The sequence below is a fragment of the Teichococcus wenyumeiae genome (assembly GCF_003696345.1).
Lineage (GTDB): Bacteria > Pseudomonadota > Alphaproteobacteria > Acetobacterales > Acetobacteraceae > Pseudoroseomonas > Pseudoroseomonas wenyumeiae.
On sequence record NZ_RFLX01000013.1, the window covers coordinates 15,108 to 30,879 of the forward strand.

At 67.0% G+C, this 15,772-nt stretch carries 20 protein-coding genes; 4 read left to right on the top strand and 16 right to left on the bottom strand.

The window, feature by feature from the left end; translation table 11 throughout:
* Positions 1–3 precede the first annotated feature (3 nt).
* Genes EBE87_RS16685 through EBE87_RS16700 form a run of 4 tightly spaced genes read right to left on the bottom strand, consistent with a single transcriptional unit; the run spans position 4 to position 1,416 of the window.
* A complete protein-coding gene (locus tag EBE87_RS16685; RefSeq protein ID WP_120639336.1) occupies positions 4–267 on the bottom strand; it encodes a flagellar biosynthetic protein FliQ in 264 nt (87 codons plus the stop codon).
* A gap of 8 nt (positions 268–275) precedes the next feature.
* Positions 276–569: a flagellar hook-basal body complex protein FliE gene (locus EBE87_RS16690; RefSeq protein WP_120639335.1), complete on the bottom strand. Its 294-nt coding sequence runs from the start codon at positions 567–569 to the stop codon at positions 276–278.
* Positions 570–571: 2 nt separating this feature from the next.
* Complete coding sequence (gene flgC, locus EBE87_RS16695; protein WP_120639334.1) at positions 572–1,012, bottom strand: flagellar basal body rod protein FlgC; 441 nt, start codon at positions 1,010–1,012, stop codon at positions 572–574.
* A complete protein-coding gene (locus EBE87_RS16700; protein WP_120639333.1) occupies positions 1,012–1,416 on the bottom strand; it encodes a flagellar basal body protein in 405 nt (134 codons plus the stop codon). The genes flgC and EBE87_RS16700 overlap by 1 nt, the downstream gene beginning before the upstream one ends.
* Positions 1,417–1,573: 157 nt before the next feature.
* Here EBE87_RS16700 and EBE87_RS16705 point away from each other — a divergent pair, with 157 nt between their 5' ends.
* Positions 1,574–2,941: a FliI/YscN family ATPase gene (locus tag EBE87_RS16705; RefSeq protein ID WP_122140089.1), complete on the top strand. Its 1,368-nt coding sequence runs from the start codon at positions 1,574–1,576 to the stop codon at positions 2,939–2,941.
* Positions 2,942–2,960: 19 nt separating this feature from the next.
* Here the strand turns inward: EBE87_RS16705 and EBE87_RS16710 are convergent, their stop codons facing one another.
* From EBE87_RS16710 to EBE87_RS16740, 7 genes are all read right to left on the bottom strand, one after another.
* On the bottom strand, positions 2,961–4,136 hold the full coding sequence (locus tag EBE87_RS16710; protein ID WP_120638835.1) for a DUF1217 domain-containing protein: 1,176 nt from the start codon (positions 4,134–4,136) through the stop codon (positions 2,961–2,963).
* The gene (locus tag EBE87_RS16715) at positions 4,133–4,429 is read right to left on the bottom strand and encodes a hypothetical protein (RefSeq protein WP_120638834.1); all 297 of its coding nucleotides are present in this window, start codon (positions 4,427–4,429) and stop codon (positions 4,133–4,135) included. The genes EBE87_RS16710 and EBE87_RS16715 overlap by 4 nt, the downstream gene beginning before the upstream one ends.
* Positions 4,430–4,479: 50 nt before the next feature.
* The gene (locus EBE87_RS16720) at positions 4,480–5,001 is read right to left on the bottom strand and encodes a flagellar biosynthesis repressor FlbT (protein ID WP_120638833.1); all 522 of its coding nucleotides are present in this window, start codon (positions 4,999–5,001) and stop codon (positions 4,480–4,482) included.
* On the bottom strand, positions 5,001–5,438 hold the full coding sequence (flaF, locus tag EBE87_RS16725) for a flagellar biosynthesis regulator FlaF (protein WP_120638832.1): 438 nt from the start codon (positions 5,436–5,438) through the stop codon (positions 5,001–5,003). The genes EBE87_RS16720 and flaF overlap by 1 nt, the downstream gene beginning before the upstream one ends.
* A gap of 141 nt (positions 5,439–5,579) precedes the next feature.
* Positions 5,580–7,337 carry a flagellin N-terminal helical domain-containing protein gene (locus EBE87_RS16730; protein WP_120638831.1) on the bottom strand — a complete coding sequence of 586 codons (1,758 nt, stop codon included), beginning with the start codon at positions 7,335–7,337 and terminating at the stop codon, positions 5,580–5,582.
* A 374-nt stretch (positions 7,338–7,711) separates the two neighbouring features.
* A complete protein-coding gene (locus EBE87_RS16735) occupies positions 7,712–8,035 on the bottom strand; it encodes a hypothetical protein (protein WP_120638830.1) in 324 nt (107 codons plus the stop codon).
* 56 nt (positions 8,036–8,091) lie between these two features.
* Positions 8,092–8,346: a rod-binding protein gene (locus tag EBE87_RS16740; protein ID WP_158600907.1), complete on the bottom strand. Its 255-nt coding sequence runs from the start codon at positions 8,344–8,346 to the stop codon at positions 8,092–8,094.
* 186 nt (positions 8,347–8,532) lie between these two features.
* Here EBE87_RS16740 and EBE87_RS16745 point away from each other — a divergent pair, with 186 nt between their 5' ends.
* Entirely contained in the window at positions 8,533–9,003 is a 471-nt protein-coding gene (locus EBE87_RS16745) for a type II toxin-antitoxin system HipA family toxin (RefSeq protein ID WP_147426085.1), read from the top strand.
* Between the two features lie 52 nt (positions 9,004–9,055).
* Here EBE87_RS16745 and EBE87_RS16750 read toward each other — a convergent pair whose 3' ends face one another.
* The 3 genes from EBE87_RS16750 to EBE87_RS16760 form a co-directional block, all read right to left on the bottom strand.
* Complete coding sequence (locus EBE87_RS16750; RefSeq protein ID WP_120638827.1) at positions 9,056–9,793, bottom strand: bactofilin family protein; 738 nt, start codon at positions 9,791–9,793, stop codon at positions 9,056–9,058.
* Positions 9,794–9,948: 155 nt separating this feature from the next.
* On the bottom strand, positions 9,949–10,860 hold the full coding sequence (locus tag EBE87_RS16755; protein ID WP_120638826.1) for a hypothetical protein: 912 nt from the start codon (positions 10,858–10,860) through the stop codon (positions 9,949–9,951).
* Positions 10,861–10,934: 74 nt separating this feature from the next.
* Positions 10,935–11,261 (bottom strand): methionyl-tRNA synthetase, encoded by a 327-nt coding sequence (locus EBE87_RS16760; RefSeq protein ID WP_120638825.1) that lies wholly within the window; start codon positions 11,259–11,261, stop codon positions 10,935–10,937.
* 364 nt (positions 11,262–11,625) lie between these two features.
* Here EBE87_RS16760 and EBE87_RS16765 point away from each other — a divergent pair, with 364 nt between their 5' ends.
* Positions 11,626–13,383 (top strand): hypothetical protein, encoded by a 1,758-nt coding sequence (locus tag EBE87_RS16765; RefSeq protein ID WP_120638824.1) that lies wholly within the window; start codon positions 11,626–11,628, stop codon positions 13,381–13,383.
* Here EBE87_RS16765 and EBE87_RS16770 read toward each other — a convergent pair.
* A complete protein-coding gene (locus EBE87_RS16770; protein WP_199707449.1) occupies positions 13,380–13,787 on the bottom strand; it encodes a hypothetical protein in 408 nt (135 codons plus the stop codon). The two genes, EBE87_RS16765 and EBE87_RS16770, sit on opposite strands and share 4 nt — an antisense overlap.
* Before the next feature lie 86 nt (positions 13,788–13,873).
* Here EBE87_RS16770 and EBE87_RS16775 point away from each other — a divergent pair, with 86 nt between their 5' ends.
* Positions 13,874–14,701 (top strand): S1 family peptidase, encoded by an 828-nt coding sequence (locus EBE87_RS16775; protein ID WP_158600906.1) that lies wholly within the window; start codon positions 13,874–13,876, stop codon positions 14,699–14,701.
* On the opposite strand, the gene EBE87_RS16780 is transcribed toward EBE87_RS16775, so the two are convergent.
* The gene (locus EBE87_RS16780) at positions 14,702–15,385 is read right to left on the bottom strand and encodes a hypothetical protein (protein WP_120638822.1); all 684 of its coding nucleotides are present in this window, start codon (positions 15,383–15,385) and stop codon (positions 14,702–14,704) included.
* Between the last annotated feature and the right edge of the window lie 387 nt (positions 15,386–15,772).

Here is a 15,772-nt window from a genome sequence, read left to right on the forward strand (position 1 = left end):
GTGTCAGAGCCCCACAATCATTTGCGCGATTTCTTCCGTATAGGAGCGCAGCGCCGCGAAGCCGAGCGGCAGCGACAGCATCACCACGACCATGGTCACCACGATCTTGGGCACGTAGGAGAGCGTGACTTCCTGGATCTGCGTCAGCGCCTGGAGAAAGGAGACGGCGACGCCGGTGACCAGCGCCGCCAGCAGCGGTGGCCCTGCCACGAGCAGGGTGGCGACAAAGCCGTGGCGCAGCACCTCAATGACATCGCCCTCGTTCATGACGCGCCTCAGACCGCCATGCGCAGCACGTCGGTATAGGCGCCGACCACCTTGTCCCGCAGCTGGGTCATGGTTTGCACGGTGAGCTCGGCCGCCGTCGCGGCCTGCACCACCTCCTGCACATCGGCCGTGCCGGCGACGCCGCGGGCACTGGTCACTTCCGCCTGCCGCAGCGTGGCGAGGGAGGAGCGGGCGGCCTGGCCCACCATGGCGCCGAAATCGCTGGCCGCGGGCGTGGCGGAAGCGCCATAGGCTCGCAGGGCCGCCGAGACCGGCGCAATGGCCGGGATCGCGTTAGACATGTCTAAGACCTAAGGATGTCGAGGGTTTTGCCGTAGAGCGAGCGGGCCTGCTGCATCACCGCGATGCCGGCCTCGTAGCTGCGCTGGGCGCTGCGAAGGTCAGCCTGCTCCAGCAAGGGATCCACATTGGGCAACATGACGTAGCCGCGCTCATCCGCCGCTGGATGCGCGGGGTCGTATTGCGTGCGGAAATCCCGCCGGTCGCCGGCGATGCTGCTGGTCTGCACCAGCTCAGCCCCCGTGGCGCGGTCCATCGACTGCCGAAAGGATACCAGCTTGCGCCGGTAGGGATCGCCACCAGGGACAGCCGCGGTGGATGAGGCATTAGCGATATTTTCCGCCGCGACGCGCATCCGCACTGCCTGGGTATTCATCCCGGAGGCGGCAGTGGCCATGGCCTGGGTCAGCGGCCCGCTGCCACCGATGGGATCGATGCGCAGCATCAGCGGCTGCCCACGGCGTTGCGCAGCAGCGCGGCGCTGCGTTTGTAGACGAGGGTGGCGAGGTCATAGTTCTTCGCCACATCGGCCTGCTTCACCATCTGCTCCTCCAGATCCACGGTATTGCCGTCCGGATCTTCGCTGTAAGATTTCGCATGACTGGCGACAACGGTCGCGCCACGACCTGTGCTGGTGATATGGCCGGGCTGCATGCCCGCCAGCCGCAATGGGGCCACGCCGCCCTGGTTGCGGAGCAAAGCGCTGTCGAACTGAAAGGGCTTTACGTCACGCGCGCGGTAATGCGGCGTATCAGCATTGGCGATGTTCTGCGCCAGCACATTCTGGCGTGCCGCCAGTTGGTGCATGCGGGCGCCGGTGATGCGGAAGACGTCGATGCCGTCGAGCATGGGCCGAACCTGCTTCTGGAGCCTGTGCCACAGCTATAGCTTGCGCCAACGGCCTAGTCGAGGATTTTTCGCATGGACAGCCTGCCCCATTATTGCCAGGATGCGACGACCTCTTGGGCCTGCTGTCAGGCCCGCTGCCACAAGGCGCATGACCTACATGGACTATTTTAGCAACATCGGCGCGCCACGCCCGAGCACCCGTCCCGCCGCCAGCCTGGCCGACGCGCCGGCGCTGCTGAGGCAGTTGCCGCCTCATCACCGCTGGGGCCGGCTGGCGGCGGTGCGGGGTGCCGCACTGTCCGTCGAAGGGCTGGGCGGCGGCCTCTCGATCGGTGACCGCATGATGGTGCGTCGTCCCGGCCAGCCTGCCGTCGAGGGCGAATTCGTGGCCTTCGAGGGCGGCACCGCCATCGCCGTGCCGGAGGGCAGCACCGAGGGCCTCGCCCCCGGCGCCCGTGTCTGGCTGGAGGAGCCCCTCAGCCTGGCACCCTGCGACGCTTGGCTGGGCCGCGTGATCGACGGGCAGGGGCGGCCGCTGGATGGCCGCGGCCCCTTGCCGGCGGGCCGCCGCGCCGTGCCCCTGCGCCGCCCGGCGCCGGATGCGCTGCGCCGGCGGATGGTCGGGCCCCGGCTGGAGACCGGGCTGCGGGCCCTGGATGTCTTCACGCCGGTCTGCCGGGGCCAGCGCATGGGCATCTTCGCGGCCTCCGGTGTCGGCAAATCGACCCTGATGGGCATGCTGGCGCGCTTCGTGGAAGCGGATGTCATTGTTGTGGGACTGGTTGGCGAACGCGGCCGCGAGGTGCGCGAATTCCTGGACCATACGCTGGGCGAGGAAGGCCGCGCGCGCTCCGTGGTGGTGGTTTCCACCAGCGACCAGCCCGCGCTGGCCCGCCGGCGCGCAGCCCAGGCCACACTGGCGGTCGCGGAGCATTTCCGCGCCGAGGGCAAGCAGGTCTTTCTGCTGCTCGACTCCGTGACGCGCCTGGCGCACGCGCAGCGCGAGATCGGGCTGGCGGCCGGCGAGCCGGCTACCGCGCGCTCCTATACCCCTTCCGTCTTCAACGAGCTTCCGGCGCTGCTGGAACGTGCCGGGCCAGGGCCGGAAGGCGAGGGCGACATCACCGCCATCTTCACCGTGCTGGTCGATGGCGACGACCATGATGAACCCATCGCCGATGCCGTGCGCGGCATCCTGGACGGGCATATCGTGCTCGATCGCCGGATCGGCGAGCGTGGCCGCTGGCCGGCCATCGACATCCTGCGCTCGGTCAGCCGCGCGCTGCCGCGCTGTCACTCGGCCGAGGAGAATGCGCTTTTGGGCGAAGCACGCCGCTTGCTCGGTGCCTATGCGGATATGGCGGAGATGATCCGCCTCGGCGCTTACCGTACCGGCAGCGACCCGCTGGTGGATCTGGCGATCCGGCAGCAACCGGAGCTGGAAGCTTTCCTCAGCCAGGCGGTGGACGAACGCGCCGCCGCGCCGGAGGCCTTCGCGCAACTAGCGGCGGCGCTGAAGGGCTGAGTATGGTTGGGGGCGGCCTCTACCGGCCGCCGATGACGGAGAAGAGTGCCGCCGCGCTGCTGCCTGTGAAGCTGTCACCGCCCCAGGCGATCGGCTGCACCAGCGTGGCGATGCCGGAGGAACTGGCCAGGGCCTGCGCCTCCGCCACGCCAGACTGCGCCACGTAACGGTCCAGCAGCTTGGCCAGCTTGGCGCTGTCCTTGAAATCCGCGATGTCCATGCGCCTCTCCAGCATCGCCTTCTGCTGGTCCACGTTGATCTGGCCGAAACTTTCCGGCAGGCCCAGCACGCCCTGCACCACGGAGGCGAGATTGCGGTCGGCGATCACGCTGTACCAGCTGGTGACGCCGGGCAGGCTGCGCTTGGCATAGACCGCCCTGCGCAGCGTCTCCGAGGTTTCCCCAAGCGATTCCTCGAAGCGTGCCTGGGTGAAGCGGGCGACGATCTCCTCCACTGTGGCGCTTTTGGTTACGGCCGGCCCGCCCTGTGCCGGCACTGCGACACTGCCAGTGGTATTGGCTGTCAGGGCGGCCTGCGCCGTAGTGCCAGGGCTGGCGACGAAGGCAAAACTCACCGCCGCTCCACGCCCTTTGCCGTCTGTGAAAGACAGCTTGCCGCCAAGCGCGGTGACAGTGATGTCGCTTTTCCTGCCATCGGCCTTGCGGAAGGCGGCCTGCAGGGTTGCCGCCAGATCGATGCGATTGCTGGCCTTGCTGAGATCCAGGTTCGAGACGGTAACGCCGCCAAAGGTGCCGCTGAAACTCTCAAAGGTCTTGCCCTGCCGGATACCTTCGACTTGCACCGTAGCACCGGAAGGCATTGCCGGAATCTCCGGAATGGCGATCCCACCATAGTTCAGCGTGCTGGAGATTTGCTTGTAGCGGCTGTCCACCATGCGTGCGGCAACCGAGCCCGAGTCAGCCGGGTCACTTTCCAGCACCTTCTGCATCAGGGCATTCATGCCGATCTGCGAATCCAGCCCATAGGCGGTCAACACCATTTCCTGCAGCCGGCGATCGGCCAGCAGGTCCCTGGCGGCCAACTTCGTTGGTAGCTTTTCGCGAAGATAGACGATATCGCGCTGCAGAGTCGGGTTCTTGGTGAAGGCCGTGAAATCGGTAACGCTCTTGCTTTGCAAGATCTTCCAGCCAGCGGTGCCGCTTGGCAGGCCGATGCTGATGGGCGTGATGCTCATGCTTCCAACCAAGCCCCGGCCGGCTTGTCCGTGCCTTCACCTTGAAAGGCGGCGGGCAGGCGGAGCAGGACACGCCCCGTCTCCGGATCGTGCATCTCCGTATAGAGGCGCACCGTTTCGCTATCCAGGTGCACATCGTGCACCGGGTCGCTTGGTTTCATCTGCTTCTGCCGTTCTGCCATCGCCACGGTTAGCGCGCCAGCGGTACTCTCCCGCGTCCCATGGAGGCGGGAAGGCAAGGGAGCCGGCGGCTCCACAGCCCGCTTCTTCACGTTGGGGGCGGGGGCGATCATCGCAGCAGCTCCTGGCCTAGCTGTAACGGAATGCGAGGTGTCCTCGACGGTCAGGGAATCCCCACCGGCCGCTCCGCCGACGAGGCGCCGCCGCGCTTTGATCGCATGCCACGGGCAGGTGGCAGCAGGCGGGAGGCGAGATCCTCCCGCGGAGCGCCGTCACGGCGGAATCGCTCCGGCGGCGCCATGTCCAGCAGTGCCGCCTCATACATCACCAGCTCACGCAGCGCCGAAAGCGCGCGATAGGTATTGCCTTCCTGCATCTGCGCTTCCGCTTCATCCAGCAGGCCGAGATGTTCGGGCTTCAGGAAGACGCCACGAAGGCGTGCCACCTGCTCGGCAAAGGCCTCGGTGCTGCCGAGTACGGGCTGCGCGTTCAGCAGCACGCCCTGTGCGGCAAAGTAGGCGCGCCGTACAGGGGTGGATACATCCTCGGCCAGCAGAACATCCTTCTCGCGCACGATCTGGGCCTTGGTTTCCACCATCAGGTAGGCGCGGCGGTCACCATTGGTGACCACGGCGCCATTGATGAAGAGCCGTTCTCCTGGGGCCAACTTCAGGATCAGGGACATCACATCGGGTCCGGCTGTGCGGCGGCGTCGGGCTGCAGGCCCAGCATCACCGCGCGGTTGACATCGATCAGCGCCTGCGGGCTCTTTCGTGCGCGCAGAACGCGGTCACTCTCGGCGAAAACCCAGCGCGCCAGCGACAGCAGCCGCGTGCGCAGCGTGGCTTCGCAACTGTTGCCATCCTCGGCTAGGTCGGCGGCAAAGGCTGTCCAGACCATGCGGTTCTCGTGAATGGCGGCAGGCAGGTCGGCGGGGCCGGCGCTGGGCAAGGCCGCCAGTTCGAGCATGGCGGCAGCGCGGGCGAGGACGCGGTATTCGATGGTCCGGGGGTCTTCGGTCTCCCGGATCACGGCGCCGTAGGCGGCCAGGGCGCCGGTGGGGCGCTGAAGGGCGCTGGCCGGCAGGCCTGAAGGGACACCAGGGATGGCAAGGCTCAACATCGGATTCTTCCTTTGTCACGCGCGGCGCCCCAAAAGGTGCCAGCGGTGTGCATGCGCGGGCCATGGCGCCAGCCAGCTTCACGGCTGCCCGGCGCCTGGAAGCCAAAGGGAGCGCAGCATGGCGCCGCGCTCCGAATGGCCTTACTGGAAGAGACGCAGGATGCTCTGCGGCGCCTGGTTGGCGATCGAGAGTGCCTGGGTGCCAAGCTGCTCCTGCACCTGCAGGGCCTGCAGGCGGGCGGCTTCCTCGGACATATCGGCGTCCACCAGGGCACCAAGGCCGGTGTTCAGCGTATCCACCAGCTTGTCCAGGAAGTCCTTCTGCAGGTCGATACGGGTCGCGGCGGTGCCGAAGCTGGCGGCGGCATTCGTGACCGCAGCCTCGGCATTGTCGATGTTCTTCAACAGGACGTTGTAGTCGGTCTTGGAGGAGTTGAAGGAATAGAGTTCGGCGCCAGTCGCATTGAGGGTGCTGATGCTCAGCAGGCCAGTGGTCGTGTCAACCTTGACGTTGAAGCTCTCAACAGCAACTGCAGCGGCAGAATCCGCTACGAAATCGGCTGTGCCGGCGGTGCCCATGCCTTTGCCTGAACTCGCCACATTCGTGGCGCCGACAGTCAGCGCCGCCTTGATCTTCGCTGCAATGTCCGCGCCCGTCTTGCTGCCGGTTACATCACTGGCCGCGATGGCGATGACATAGGTACGGTTGGTGTTGCTGTATTCCGGGTCACCCACCAACAATTCACCGGTGTCTTCCGAGCCGTCAACCACCTTGAGCTTCCAGGTGTACTGATTGGCAACATCATCGCGTTTGGAGTTCGAGCCGACCTTCAGTTCGAAGCTGTCACCCACCTGCAGCGGACCGTCAACAAAGGAGACGTCGATCCGGCGCTTGTCGGCATCCAGCGCAAGTCCCGTCACGGGGGGCGGACCAACAGGGTCTGCGCTCTTGAGCAGGCCGCCTGCACCCGACGTGGCATCAAGTGTCACAACGTTCGTATAGGTGACCGCCTTGGTGGCTTCATCGATAGTGCCGAGAGACTGCACGACATCGCGGTTCTTGGCGCTGATCGTGAGAGTATCGGCATCCAGGGTGGTGCCGCTGGTGTATACGCGGTCAGCCTGGAACATCTTGCTGAAGGTGGCGTCGGCATTCAGGTAGTTGGTCAGCGTTTGAACGTCCGTGATGTCCTTGGTCACCTTCACTTCCAGCGTGCGGTCGCTGTTGGTCTGGTCGACATACTTGAACTTCATGATATTACCAGCCTTCAGCGAGAGGCCGGCGTCGACGGAAATCTCCAGCTTCTGAGTGCCGTCATTGGCTTTGGCGAAGGTCTGGTCCGCACGTGACAGGACCGTCAGGTCCTTCAGGCCGGAAAGCAGGCCGTCGGCGCTGACATTCAGGTTCTGCTTGGCCACATCCGCATAAGCGGCGGTCGAGACACCATCGACCGAGTTGACAGAGGTGAGGACCTTCTGCGTTCCGCTGCCGTTGACCAGGTTCACGCCCTTGAAGGAGGCGGCACTGACGATGGACTTGATGGTTTCGATATAGCCGTCGATGTCGGCCTGGACCTGCGCCTTGTCCACCGCCGGGTTCTGCGCGGAGGTGACCTTGGTGCGGATTTGCTTGACCGCATCGGCGATCTGCTCAGCGGCCGTCTCGGCCGTACCGATAATGGAGGATGAGACGGAAAGGTTCTCGCTGACCTGCTTGGTATTGGCGATGTCGGAGCGCATCGCGGTGGCCACGGCCCAGGTCGCGGCATTGTCCTTGGCGGTCGAGACCTTCAGGCCGGTGGAGATGCGGTTCTGCGTGTTCAGCAGGCTCTTCTGCGTCGACTTCAGCGACTGCAGCGCCGTCATTGCACCGTTGTTGGTGAGGATCGAGCTGACCATGTTTGCGCCCTTCAAGGGTTCCGGTTCGGGGAGCGCCTTCTGACGCGGTCATCGCCTAGCGTGGGGGTTGAACACCCCGGCCGCGACACAACCGATCTAACAGACGGGAGTTGTTTTTCGCAAGCGCGGCGCGTGCCTCAGATGATTTTTTTGCGCAGGTCACAAACCATTAGTGCTGATGGCCGTGGGAGTGCTGGCTTGCCTCAACGTACCGTCGAGCGAGCATGATACAGGATCTGTCATGCCGTTCTGCATCCGTGTGATCCCAGCAGCAGGATAGCGGAGAGTGAGGCCGCTGCGCTTCCTCACGAAGAAAGGGCTGGGACTCTGAAGGCGGCAACCATCTCAATGGCTGCCGCCCAAACCTGCTGGCCCTAAGCCGTGCGATCAAGACTAGCGGCGAGGGTATGGCGTAGCGGCTTGCGGCGTGGCCCCGGGAAGGCGCTGCCTTGCGGTCCGTAGGTGCCAGGGTCGGCCGCCTGGGCCAGGTCGCGGCGCAGGCGGTCATGCACGGTGCCGAGGGCGTTGGCCACCGCACCCAGCACCATGCCGTTCTCCTCGGCCGCTGCCATCATGCCGCGCAGCGCCATGCGTTCCGCCACGCTCTCCGGCGGGCCCAGCCGGCTGAGCGCCAGCAGGGCTTCCCGCTTTTCTTCCATCAGGGCACCAAGAGTGGCGAGCGGCGCCGTGCCGGCCATCTCAGCCTCTCTCCATAAGACTGCTTCCAGGCGAGCGGCAGCCTCGATCAGCGCGCTCACCGCGCGGCTTCCGGCCGGGTAGCACGGCCGCTGATGATCCGCTCGATGGCCGGCGCCAGGCCGAGGCCGCCGCGGGCCGCCATGGCGTCTCCCAGCGCATGATCCATGAAGCTGTCGAAGGCGCCGGCGCCAACTCCGCCGTCGAACAGGCCCTGACGCTTCTGCGGCCGGGCGGCCTGCAACATTTCGGAGGCGAAGCTCGCCTCCAGCTGCCGGGCGACACGGCGTCCGGCGGGTGAGACAGAATCCATGATCTGGAACCTTTTCCACAGGATTTGCGCGAACTCGGGCAAAGAAGCGGCGCATTCTAAGAGAGTCTTAGGAAATCCTCGCATAGCTGTGCGTACAGAACCCGCCACCAGAACGGTCGGCTCCCGAATCTCCAGAAGGAGCTGAACCCAGCCGCGGAAAAGCGCGGCCAGACAGGACCGGCCAGCATGGGCGAGGCAATGGGCGAAATGTGGGACGAGGACGGCTTTGAGGAGGATCTGGCACCGGCGCCACGCCGGCGCCAGCAGCAGCGCCGCCGCGCCCTGGCGCCGGAACTGCGTGGTGAGTTCGACCGGCGGCTGCTGGCGGGCGAGGATATCCAGGCCTTGTCGCGCGCCTTCGGCATCGAGCCCTGGTATGCGCAGCGCCGTGCCAAGCGGGTGCTGGGTCGCGTCAGCCGCGAACGGGAGGTCGCGCCCTTGCTTGATCCGCTGTCGGAGATCGAGGAGGACATGACACCGCTGCAATATGCCTGTGGGCTGCTCGGCACCCGGGTTCGGCCGTTGCGCAACGGCTATTATATGCTGGATGGCCATGAGGCCGGGCCGCGCGAGGTCACCCGCGCCGCCAACCGCCTCTTGCGGGACCGTGGCCTGCGCGAGATCCCTTATCCAGGCCTGGTGCCGCTCTACAACTGAGAGGCCGGCGGGGCACAGGAGGGTCATCATCCTTGCCCCGCTTCGCTGGGCTTCAGAGTGCCGGGCTGGCCAGGGGCAGGCGAGCCGCGGTGTCGCGAAGCTCGCCTTCCAGCATCACCAGCTCGCTGATGCCGTTCTGCGCCAGCTCGGAGGAAGCGCCGGCGGCAGCCTGGGCGACCTCGGCCAGTTCCTGCAGTGCGGCCTCGGCAGCGGCCACCAGGGCACTGGTCGGCACGGCCGCCTCCAGTGCCTCGGCCGGCACCGGCATGGCAGTGACCGAGAGGGAGAGCGCATCCGCCTCAGCCCGCGGTGCCGGCTCAGGCTCGCGCCGGCGGTGCAGGCCATGGACACGCGCACCGCGGGCGATGCCGATCTCCTCATAAACCAGCTCAGCATCCACCATGGCCGTGCGACTGATCTCGACGTCGCGCGCGACCACGGTGCCGCGCAGCGTGCCGTCGATCTGCGCATGCTCCACCGTCACCAGACCCTCGATCAGTCCGCCCGGCGCCACCATCACGGAAGCAGCCACCAGCTCGCCGCGCAGGACGCCCTCGATTCGCACAGCACCATGCGAGCGCAAGCGGCCCTCCAGCTCACTGTCGGCCGCGATCAGCATGGCCGGGGGCTCCACCGTCGGGGCCGGGCGTACCACGGCCGTCGCCGCCGGGGCAGGGCGGGTGGTGAAGCTGGGCGCGGCCGGCGCCAGCACCGCGTCATTGGCGGTCAGGTCGATGCGTTCATAGGTGATGCGGGGCTCCCCGCCGCTGGGCTTGCCGAAGAAGCTCATCTTTGAGTCCCGTTCTAGGAAGGCCGGCCCGGCCCGACGGTCGGGCCGGCGCGTCGCCGTCCGCAACTTCTACAAATTTCGCATCCAGGTTGCAACAGTTTCGCACAAGATGGCGTGCGGATTTCCATACATGCCGTTTTTGTCACTATGCGCCGCTAGGCGAGGCCCGGCCGATGCAAGCCGGTCAGGACCATGACTTCGTCGAGATGGCAGCCATCGCGCAGGGCCAGTACCAGCCCGGTCAGCCACAGAGCCTCGGCAGTCAGTGGCCCGCATCCGAGCTTCTGGTCCAGGCAGGCCAATCCTCGCGCCAGGGCCGCATTGTCCAGGGCGCCCAGCAGCGGGGTAGCGTCAGGCCGGCCTTGCGGCCGTGGCAGCCCGGCCGGCCAGGGCCGTGAGAGTCCGCCAAGCCACAGACGGCCGTCGTTCCTGGCAAGGCACTGAGACAGAGTGGCGGCAAAGAGCAACGCGGGCGCGGCCCCCGTGGTCAGCAGCAGCGTCACGGCGCGAGCCAAATCAGAATCGCGGTTCTGCAGCAGCGACAGCAACCGGGCGCAGTCGGCCTCTTGCAGCAGCGCGAGGCCGTCCGGGGCCAACTGGAAAAAAGGATTGGATAGGTCGGGCAGGTACAGGTCGCGCAATGCGTCGATGGCCGCGGCCAGGGCCGCCTGTTCCAGCAGCATGGTGGCCTCGCTGCCTAAGGCGGCGCGGCGGCGGGCGCGCAGCAGCATCAGGTCTTCCGGCTGCAGGGCAGCCAGGGGCAGGGCGCAGACGGGATCCGCCATGACCCCGGCCAGACGGGAGACGGGGGCGAGGTGGGTGCCGCCCTCCGCCTCAGGCAATGTACCTTGGTCGATGGCCCAGCGGCGCAGGGCCTCGGCCATGGTGCCCAGCAGGCGGCGCGGGCCCAGGCGGATGGTGGAAGGCTTGACGTATTGAGCCGCCATCTCGGCCCAGGCGGCGGCCGCGGCGGCATTGGCGAAGCCGCCCCGCCCGAAGGCGGCTGGCCCCTTGCCAACTTCCACCATCCAGCCGCCATCCGGCCCCGGCTTCGGGCGCGTCACCATGCCGGGATCCCTTCGCTGCGCCTCGCAGCAAAGCCCGCGCTTCTGGCGATTGCAAGGCGGGGTGGCGCGGTGTCTCAGGCCAGCGCGGGCTCCAGCGCCGCAGGGACCGGTGGGCCATAGAGCGGGGTGGCGGCGGGGGGCGCTGGCCAGGTGCTGCCCTGGCGCAGCAGCGGCGCGAATTCATCCGGCAGCCGCGCCTCGATCGCCACGGCGGCGCTGTCGATCTCCACGGCGCCACCCGCCAGAAAGCGGGTTTCGAGCTCGACGCTCCGCGCGGAAGGGTCGGCCAGGCGCAGCGTGTCCCGCACCTGCGCCAGGGCGGCGCCGCGCAGTGCTTCCAGCACTTCGCTGCGGCTGAGGCGGATGGTGTGGCTGACAAAGAAGGGCGAGGTGCGGGTCATGAGGCTTCTCCTGCAATGATAGTATTTCGCTTATCCGTGCCTGCGGCACGCCCGCCGATTTTGGCGGCACCACGTTTCTAGCACCACACCACGGAAACTGCCATATTTCGCTTCGAGACAATGATGAAGCAAATCCATCCTTCCGGCCTCGGCCATCCGGCTATCTTGCGCCTCTACGCGGGGTACTGGAGGCATGCCAGGCGGGCAATTGGCGGGGCTGCTTCGTGTTTACCGCGGATGCGGCGAATTTTTGCTTCTAGGCAAGAAAGCGAAAAAAGGGTAAACGATCTTCAGGGCTGCCCCTTTGACGCTTCGGCGGCATGGCAGCGAAAGTCGGCAAGAGCGGCAGGAACGGAGACATCGGATGGCACGCGCGAAGGCGACCGCACGACAGACAGGCACCGGGGCCGCGAGGCAGCCGGCCCTGCAGGGTGGCCGCATCGTGCAGATCCAGGGCGGCGGTGCTGACGTGCCCTCTTTCTCGATCGAGCTGGTCACGCCCCAGGGCGCCACGGAACTGCTCAGCCGCAAGCGGCCCACCGCATCCGAGAACCCGGCCGCCATTGCCGCCTATGCCGAATCGATGCGCGAGGGGCGCTGGATTCTGAATGGCATGCCGATCATCCTCTCCCGCGCCGGCGTGCTGTTGGACGGGGTGCAGCGGCTGCGTGCCTGCATCAAGGCCGATACGCCCTTCCTGACCGTGCTGGCGCAGAACATCCCCGACGATGTGCTGCATACCATCGACCAGCAGCGCCGCCGCTCCTTTGCTGGCGTGCTGGAAACCCGCGGCATTCCGCATGCCCATGCCCTGCAGTCGGCGCTTGTCAAACTGATCCGCTACGACGACGGCAAGATGCTGCGCGGCGCCGGCACCGCCTCCTGGTCCCGCATGGACCGGGTCCTGCGCGCCAATCCGGACCTGGAAGCGGCGGTGAAGCTGTCGCTGGAGCATGAGGCCACCGTGCTCTCCGAGGCAGTGCGCACGCCGCTGCTCTTCATGGGCCAGCGGACGGCGCCCGAGGCGACGCGGCGCTTCCTGGATGCCATTGCCAATCCGGAGAATTACTCGCCGATGGAGCCAGGCGCGCGGGTGCGCGACCTGATCGACATCACGCGCGGCGACCCGACCACCCGGCTGAAGCCGGTGACGCTCTTCGCCGTCTGCATCAAGGCGCTGAATGCCACCATCAGCGGCCAGCACCAGCGCAGCTATACCTGGATCGACCCCACCGCCAACCCCACCAAGGGCGAGGACTTCCCGGCGCTGGACGGCTATGCCGGGCTGAACGACCCCGGCCATGCCGATGAGACGGAGGAAACCGCCGGCAAGCTGCGCGAGGCGGTGAAGAAGCTGTCCACCGAGGAAGGCGTCTTTCCGCTGGCGGTCGAGACCATCACGCCGCAGATGGCCGAGGAATACCTCACGCACAACACGCGCAACCGCAAGATCATCGCGGCGCATGTGGATGCCATCGCGCGCGACATCCGCGCCGGCAACTGGATGATGAACGCGCAGCCCATCTGCTTCGCGCGGGACGGCCGGCTGCTGAACGGCCAGCACCGGCTTTCCGCCGTGATCCAGGCGGGCGAATCGATCGAGGTGCCGGTGATGCGCGGATTGCCGGAGGAGGCTTATGCCACCTACGACATCCATGCGAAGCGCGGCCCGCAGCTCGGTGCCGCCTTCGACAGCTTCGGTGACAAGCCGCTGGTGGCCGCCGCCGCCGTGCTGCTGTGGAAGCACGAGCTGAAGCCCTCCGGCGTGCGCAATGCCAAGCCGACTCCGGCCGAGGTGATGAAGATCGTCGAGCAGCATCCGCGCCTGCTGGAGATGCGCACCTTCGGCCGCAAGATGATCGAGTTCGGCCGCGGCTCCGTGCTCGCCTATGCCGCCTATTGCATCGAGCGGGATGATCCGGAACTCGGCAGGATCTTCCTGGAGCGTTTCGAGACCGGCGCCGACCTGCCGCGCGGCCACCTGATCTTGGAGCTGCGCAAGCGCATGCAGATCATGCGGCGCGAGCGCACCGGGCAGGAGGAGCAGCTGAAGGAACTGCTCGCCGCCTGGGCGCGCTTCAAGGAGAACCCGGATCTGGAGCGTCTGCAGCGCGCTTCCTAGCGCGCGGCGCGGCGCAGCTCGGCATCCTCGGCCGCGCGTTCGGCGCGGCGTGCCGCCTGGCGGCGGGCGGCACTGGCCGCCGTGTCGCGGGCGATTTCCAGCCGCTTGATCTCCGCGAAATCCTCGCGCAGTGCCTCGCGGATCTGTGCCTCCTGCGCCTGGAGCATGGACAGGGCTTGCTGCAACTGCCGCTGGCGCCCGGCGGCGACGCGCGACCAATCCGCCCACAGCGCCATTTCCTCCGCTTGGCCACGTGCCCGCTCGGTTTCCCGCTGTAGATGGGCCGCGTGCCCAGCGAGCATCTCGGCAGCCAGCAGGGTCTGGCGTTCTGCCCCGGCCAGTATGGCGCGCTGCTCATCGGCACGTTTCCGCGCCAGGCGGATCAGGATGGGCAGGCCCTGCATCGTTGCTCCGATGTGATGGCGGCTTGGCAGGAGCGCCGGCGACATGGTAGCACATAGTTGTTTTTCGCAAAAAGGTCTGAATGCACATGAGGTGCTGGATCGGCGGAGTGGTGGCCTCCGGCCTGGGTCTGGCGCTTCTGGCGGCGGCCACGGCGGCCTGGCCGCTGCGGTCGGCCACTTCCCCCGTGCCGGAGGTAACCAGTGGATGGTCGGGCTCCGCCTTCGCGGTGGCGCCTGGCCTGCTGGTGACCAATGCACATGTGGCCTTGCGTTGCCGGGCCCACGGCCTGCCGTTGCGGGTGGAAGGTCGGAGCGGCCCATGGCAGGTGGCCATGCTGGATGCCGATGCCGATCTGGCGCTGCTGCAAGGCCCCGATGCGGGGGAGGCGGTGTTGCCGCTGTCCGCGGCACAGCGCCTGCCGCGCGGCACGCCGGTCCTGGCCCTTGGTTACCCGACCAGCGGCACCGAGCGACGCCTTGCCGGGCAGTTGCACGGCACGCGCGGCCCGATCCTGCGCGCCACCCTCACGGTACATGACCCGGAAGGCGGCCGCGCCGTCAGCTTCGTCATGACCGACCGGCAGGGCCATGAGATCGAGCCTGCCTGGGAAGACGGGCTGCGCTACTTCGGCCCTGCCCAGGCCGCCCGGCTGCGCTGGCGCCTGGAGATCGACGCGCCTTCCCATGGAGGCAGTTCCGGTGGCCCAGTGCTGGATGCGGCGGGCCAGGTGGTGGGGGTGGTCTATGCCGGTGGCCGGGGCCTGACCGCGGCGATCCCGCTGGAAGACCTGCGCGACCTTCTGATGCGGGCTGGCGTCACGCCCGTGACGCGGGCTCCCCCGCAGCAACGCGAGCCGGATTGGGCAGCGGTGCGGGACGCAGCCTCCCGGAGTCTCTATCGCCTCGCCTGCTGATCAGGCGGCGACGGCGGGTGCCCGCGGCAGAGCCTCGACGGGCTCGGGCGCCAGAAGGGCCTCCTGTGGCGGGGCCGGGATGGCAGCGAGCAGTGTGGCTTCCCCGGCATCGGCGAGCCGCAACATCAGGTCGCGCAGCGCCGCATCGAGCGACAGGCTGTCCAGACCGGCGCCGCTGATCCAGGCTGCCGGCTCGGAAGGTAGCGCCTGCCCTTCGGCGCAGGGATGGCTGGCGGGCAGGAGCCAGAGCCGCTCCTCATAACCCCGCATGGCATGCGGGGCATGGACGGCGCCGGCCGTGGGTGCACCGGCCAGCAGATAGACTTGGCCGTCGGCGGCTGGGCGGCAGTGAATCTGGCCGCCGCCCGGCAACTGTCCGGTCGCCTGCCACGGCGTGGTGCCAGCGAGCGCCAGGAGCGCAGTCTGCCGCCGGCCTGCTTCGTGGCCATTCAGGATGGCACGAACGCTGACAGCAGCCCCGGCAACCTGAAGTCGCGCGGCGACCTGGCTCAGTGTTGCGCGCAGCATGGCTTCCGCCGTGGCGGGAGGACCTTCCGCAGACAGGATCAGGGACGGGTCTAGGTATTCCGGGGTCAGGATGCCGATGTCCCGGCTGATCCGCGTGAGGCAGAGCTGGTCCAGCGCGGTCGCGGCCTTGTTCAGCAGCAGCGTCAGTCCCAGCATCGGCGCGTCTTCCAGTCAGGGCGGTTGGGCCAAGTGTGTCTCGAGGCCGAAACTCGCGTATTGCGTGCGTAAGAAATTTCTTACTCACCCTGAGGGTGAAGTCTACAAAAAAGTAAGAACGTTTGTTCTGAGGTAAAACGGTTCTACATCAATACGTTAAGGGCGTTTTAACGCGCACCGGCGACTGAGAGACACAATTTTCACGGGTCAACCTCGAGACTCCTACGATTGAATGCTATAAAATGAGACAAATCCCGATAAGAGAGTGTTCTGCCATGCGTAATCGTGTCAGCTTCTTGTTGCTTGCCAACTGCTTGGCGCTCCTCTCGGTGCCAACGCTGCCCGCCAAGGCTCAGCCTGATCTGCGGCACCAGAGGGAGGTCCAGG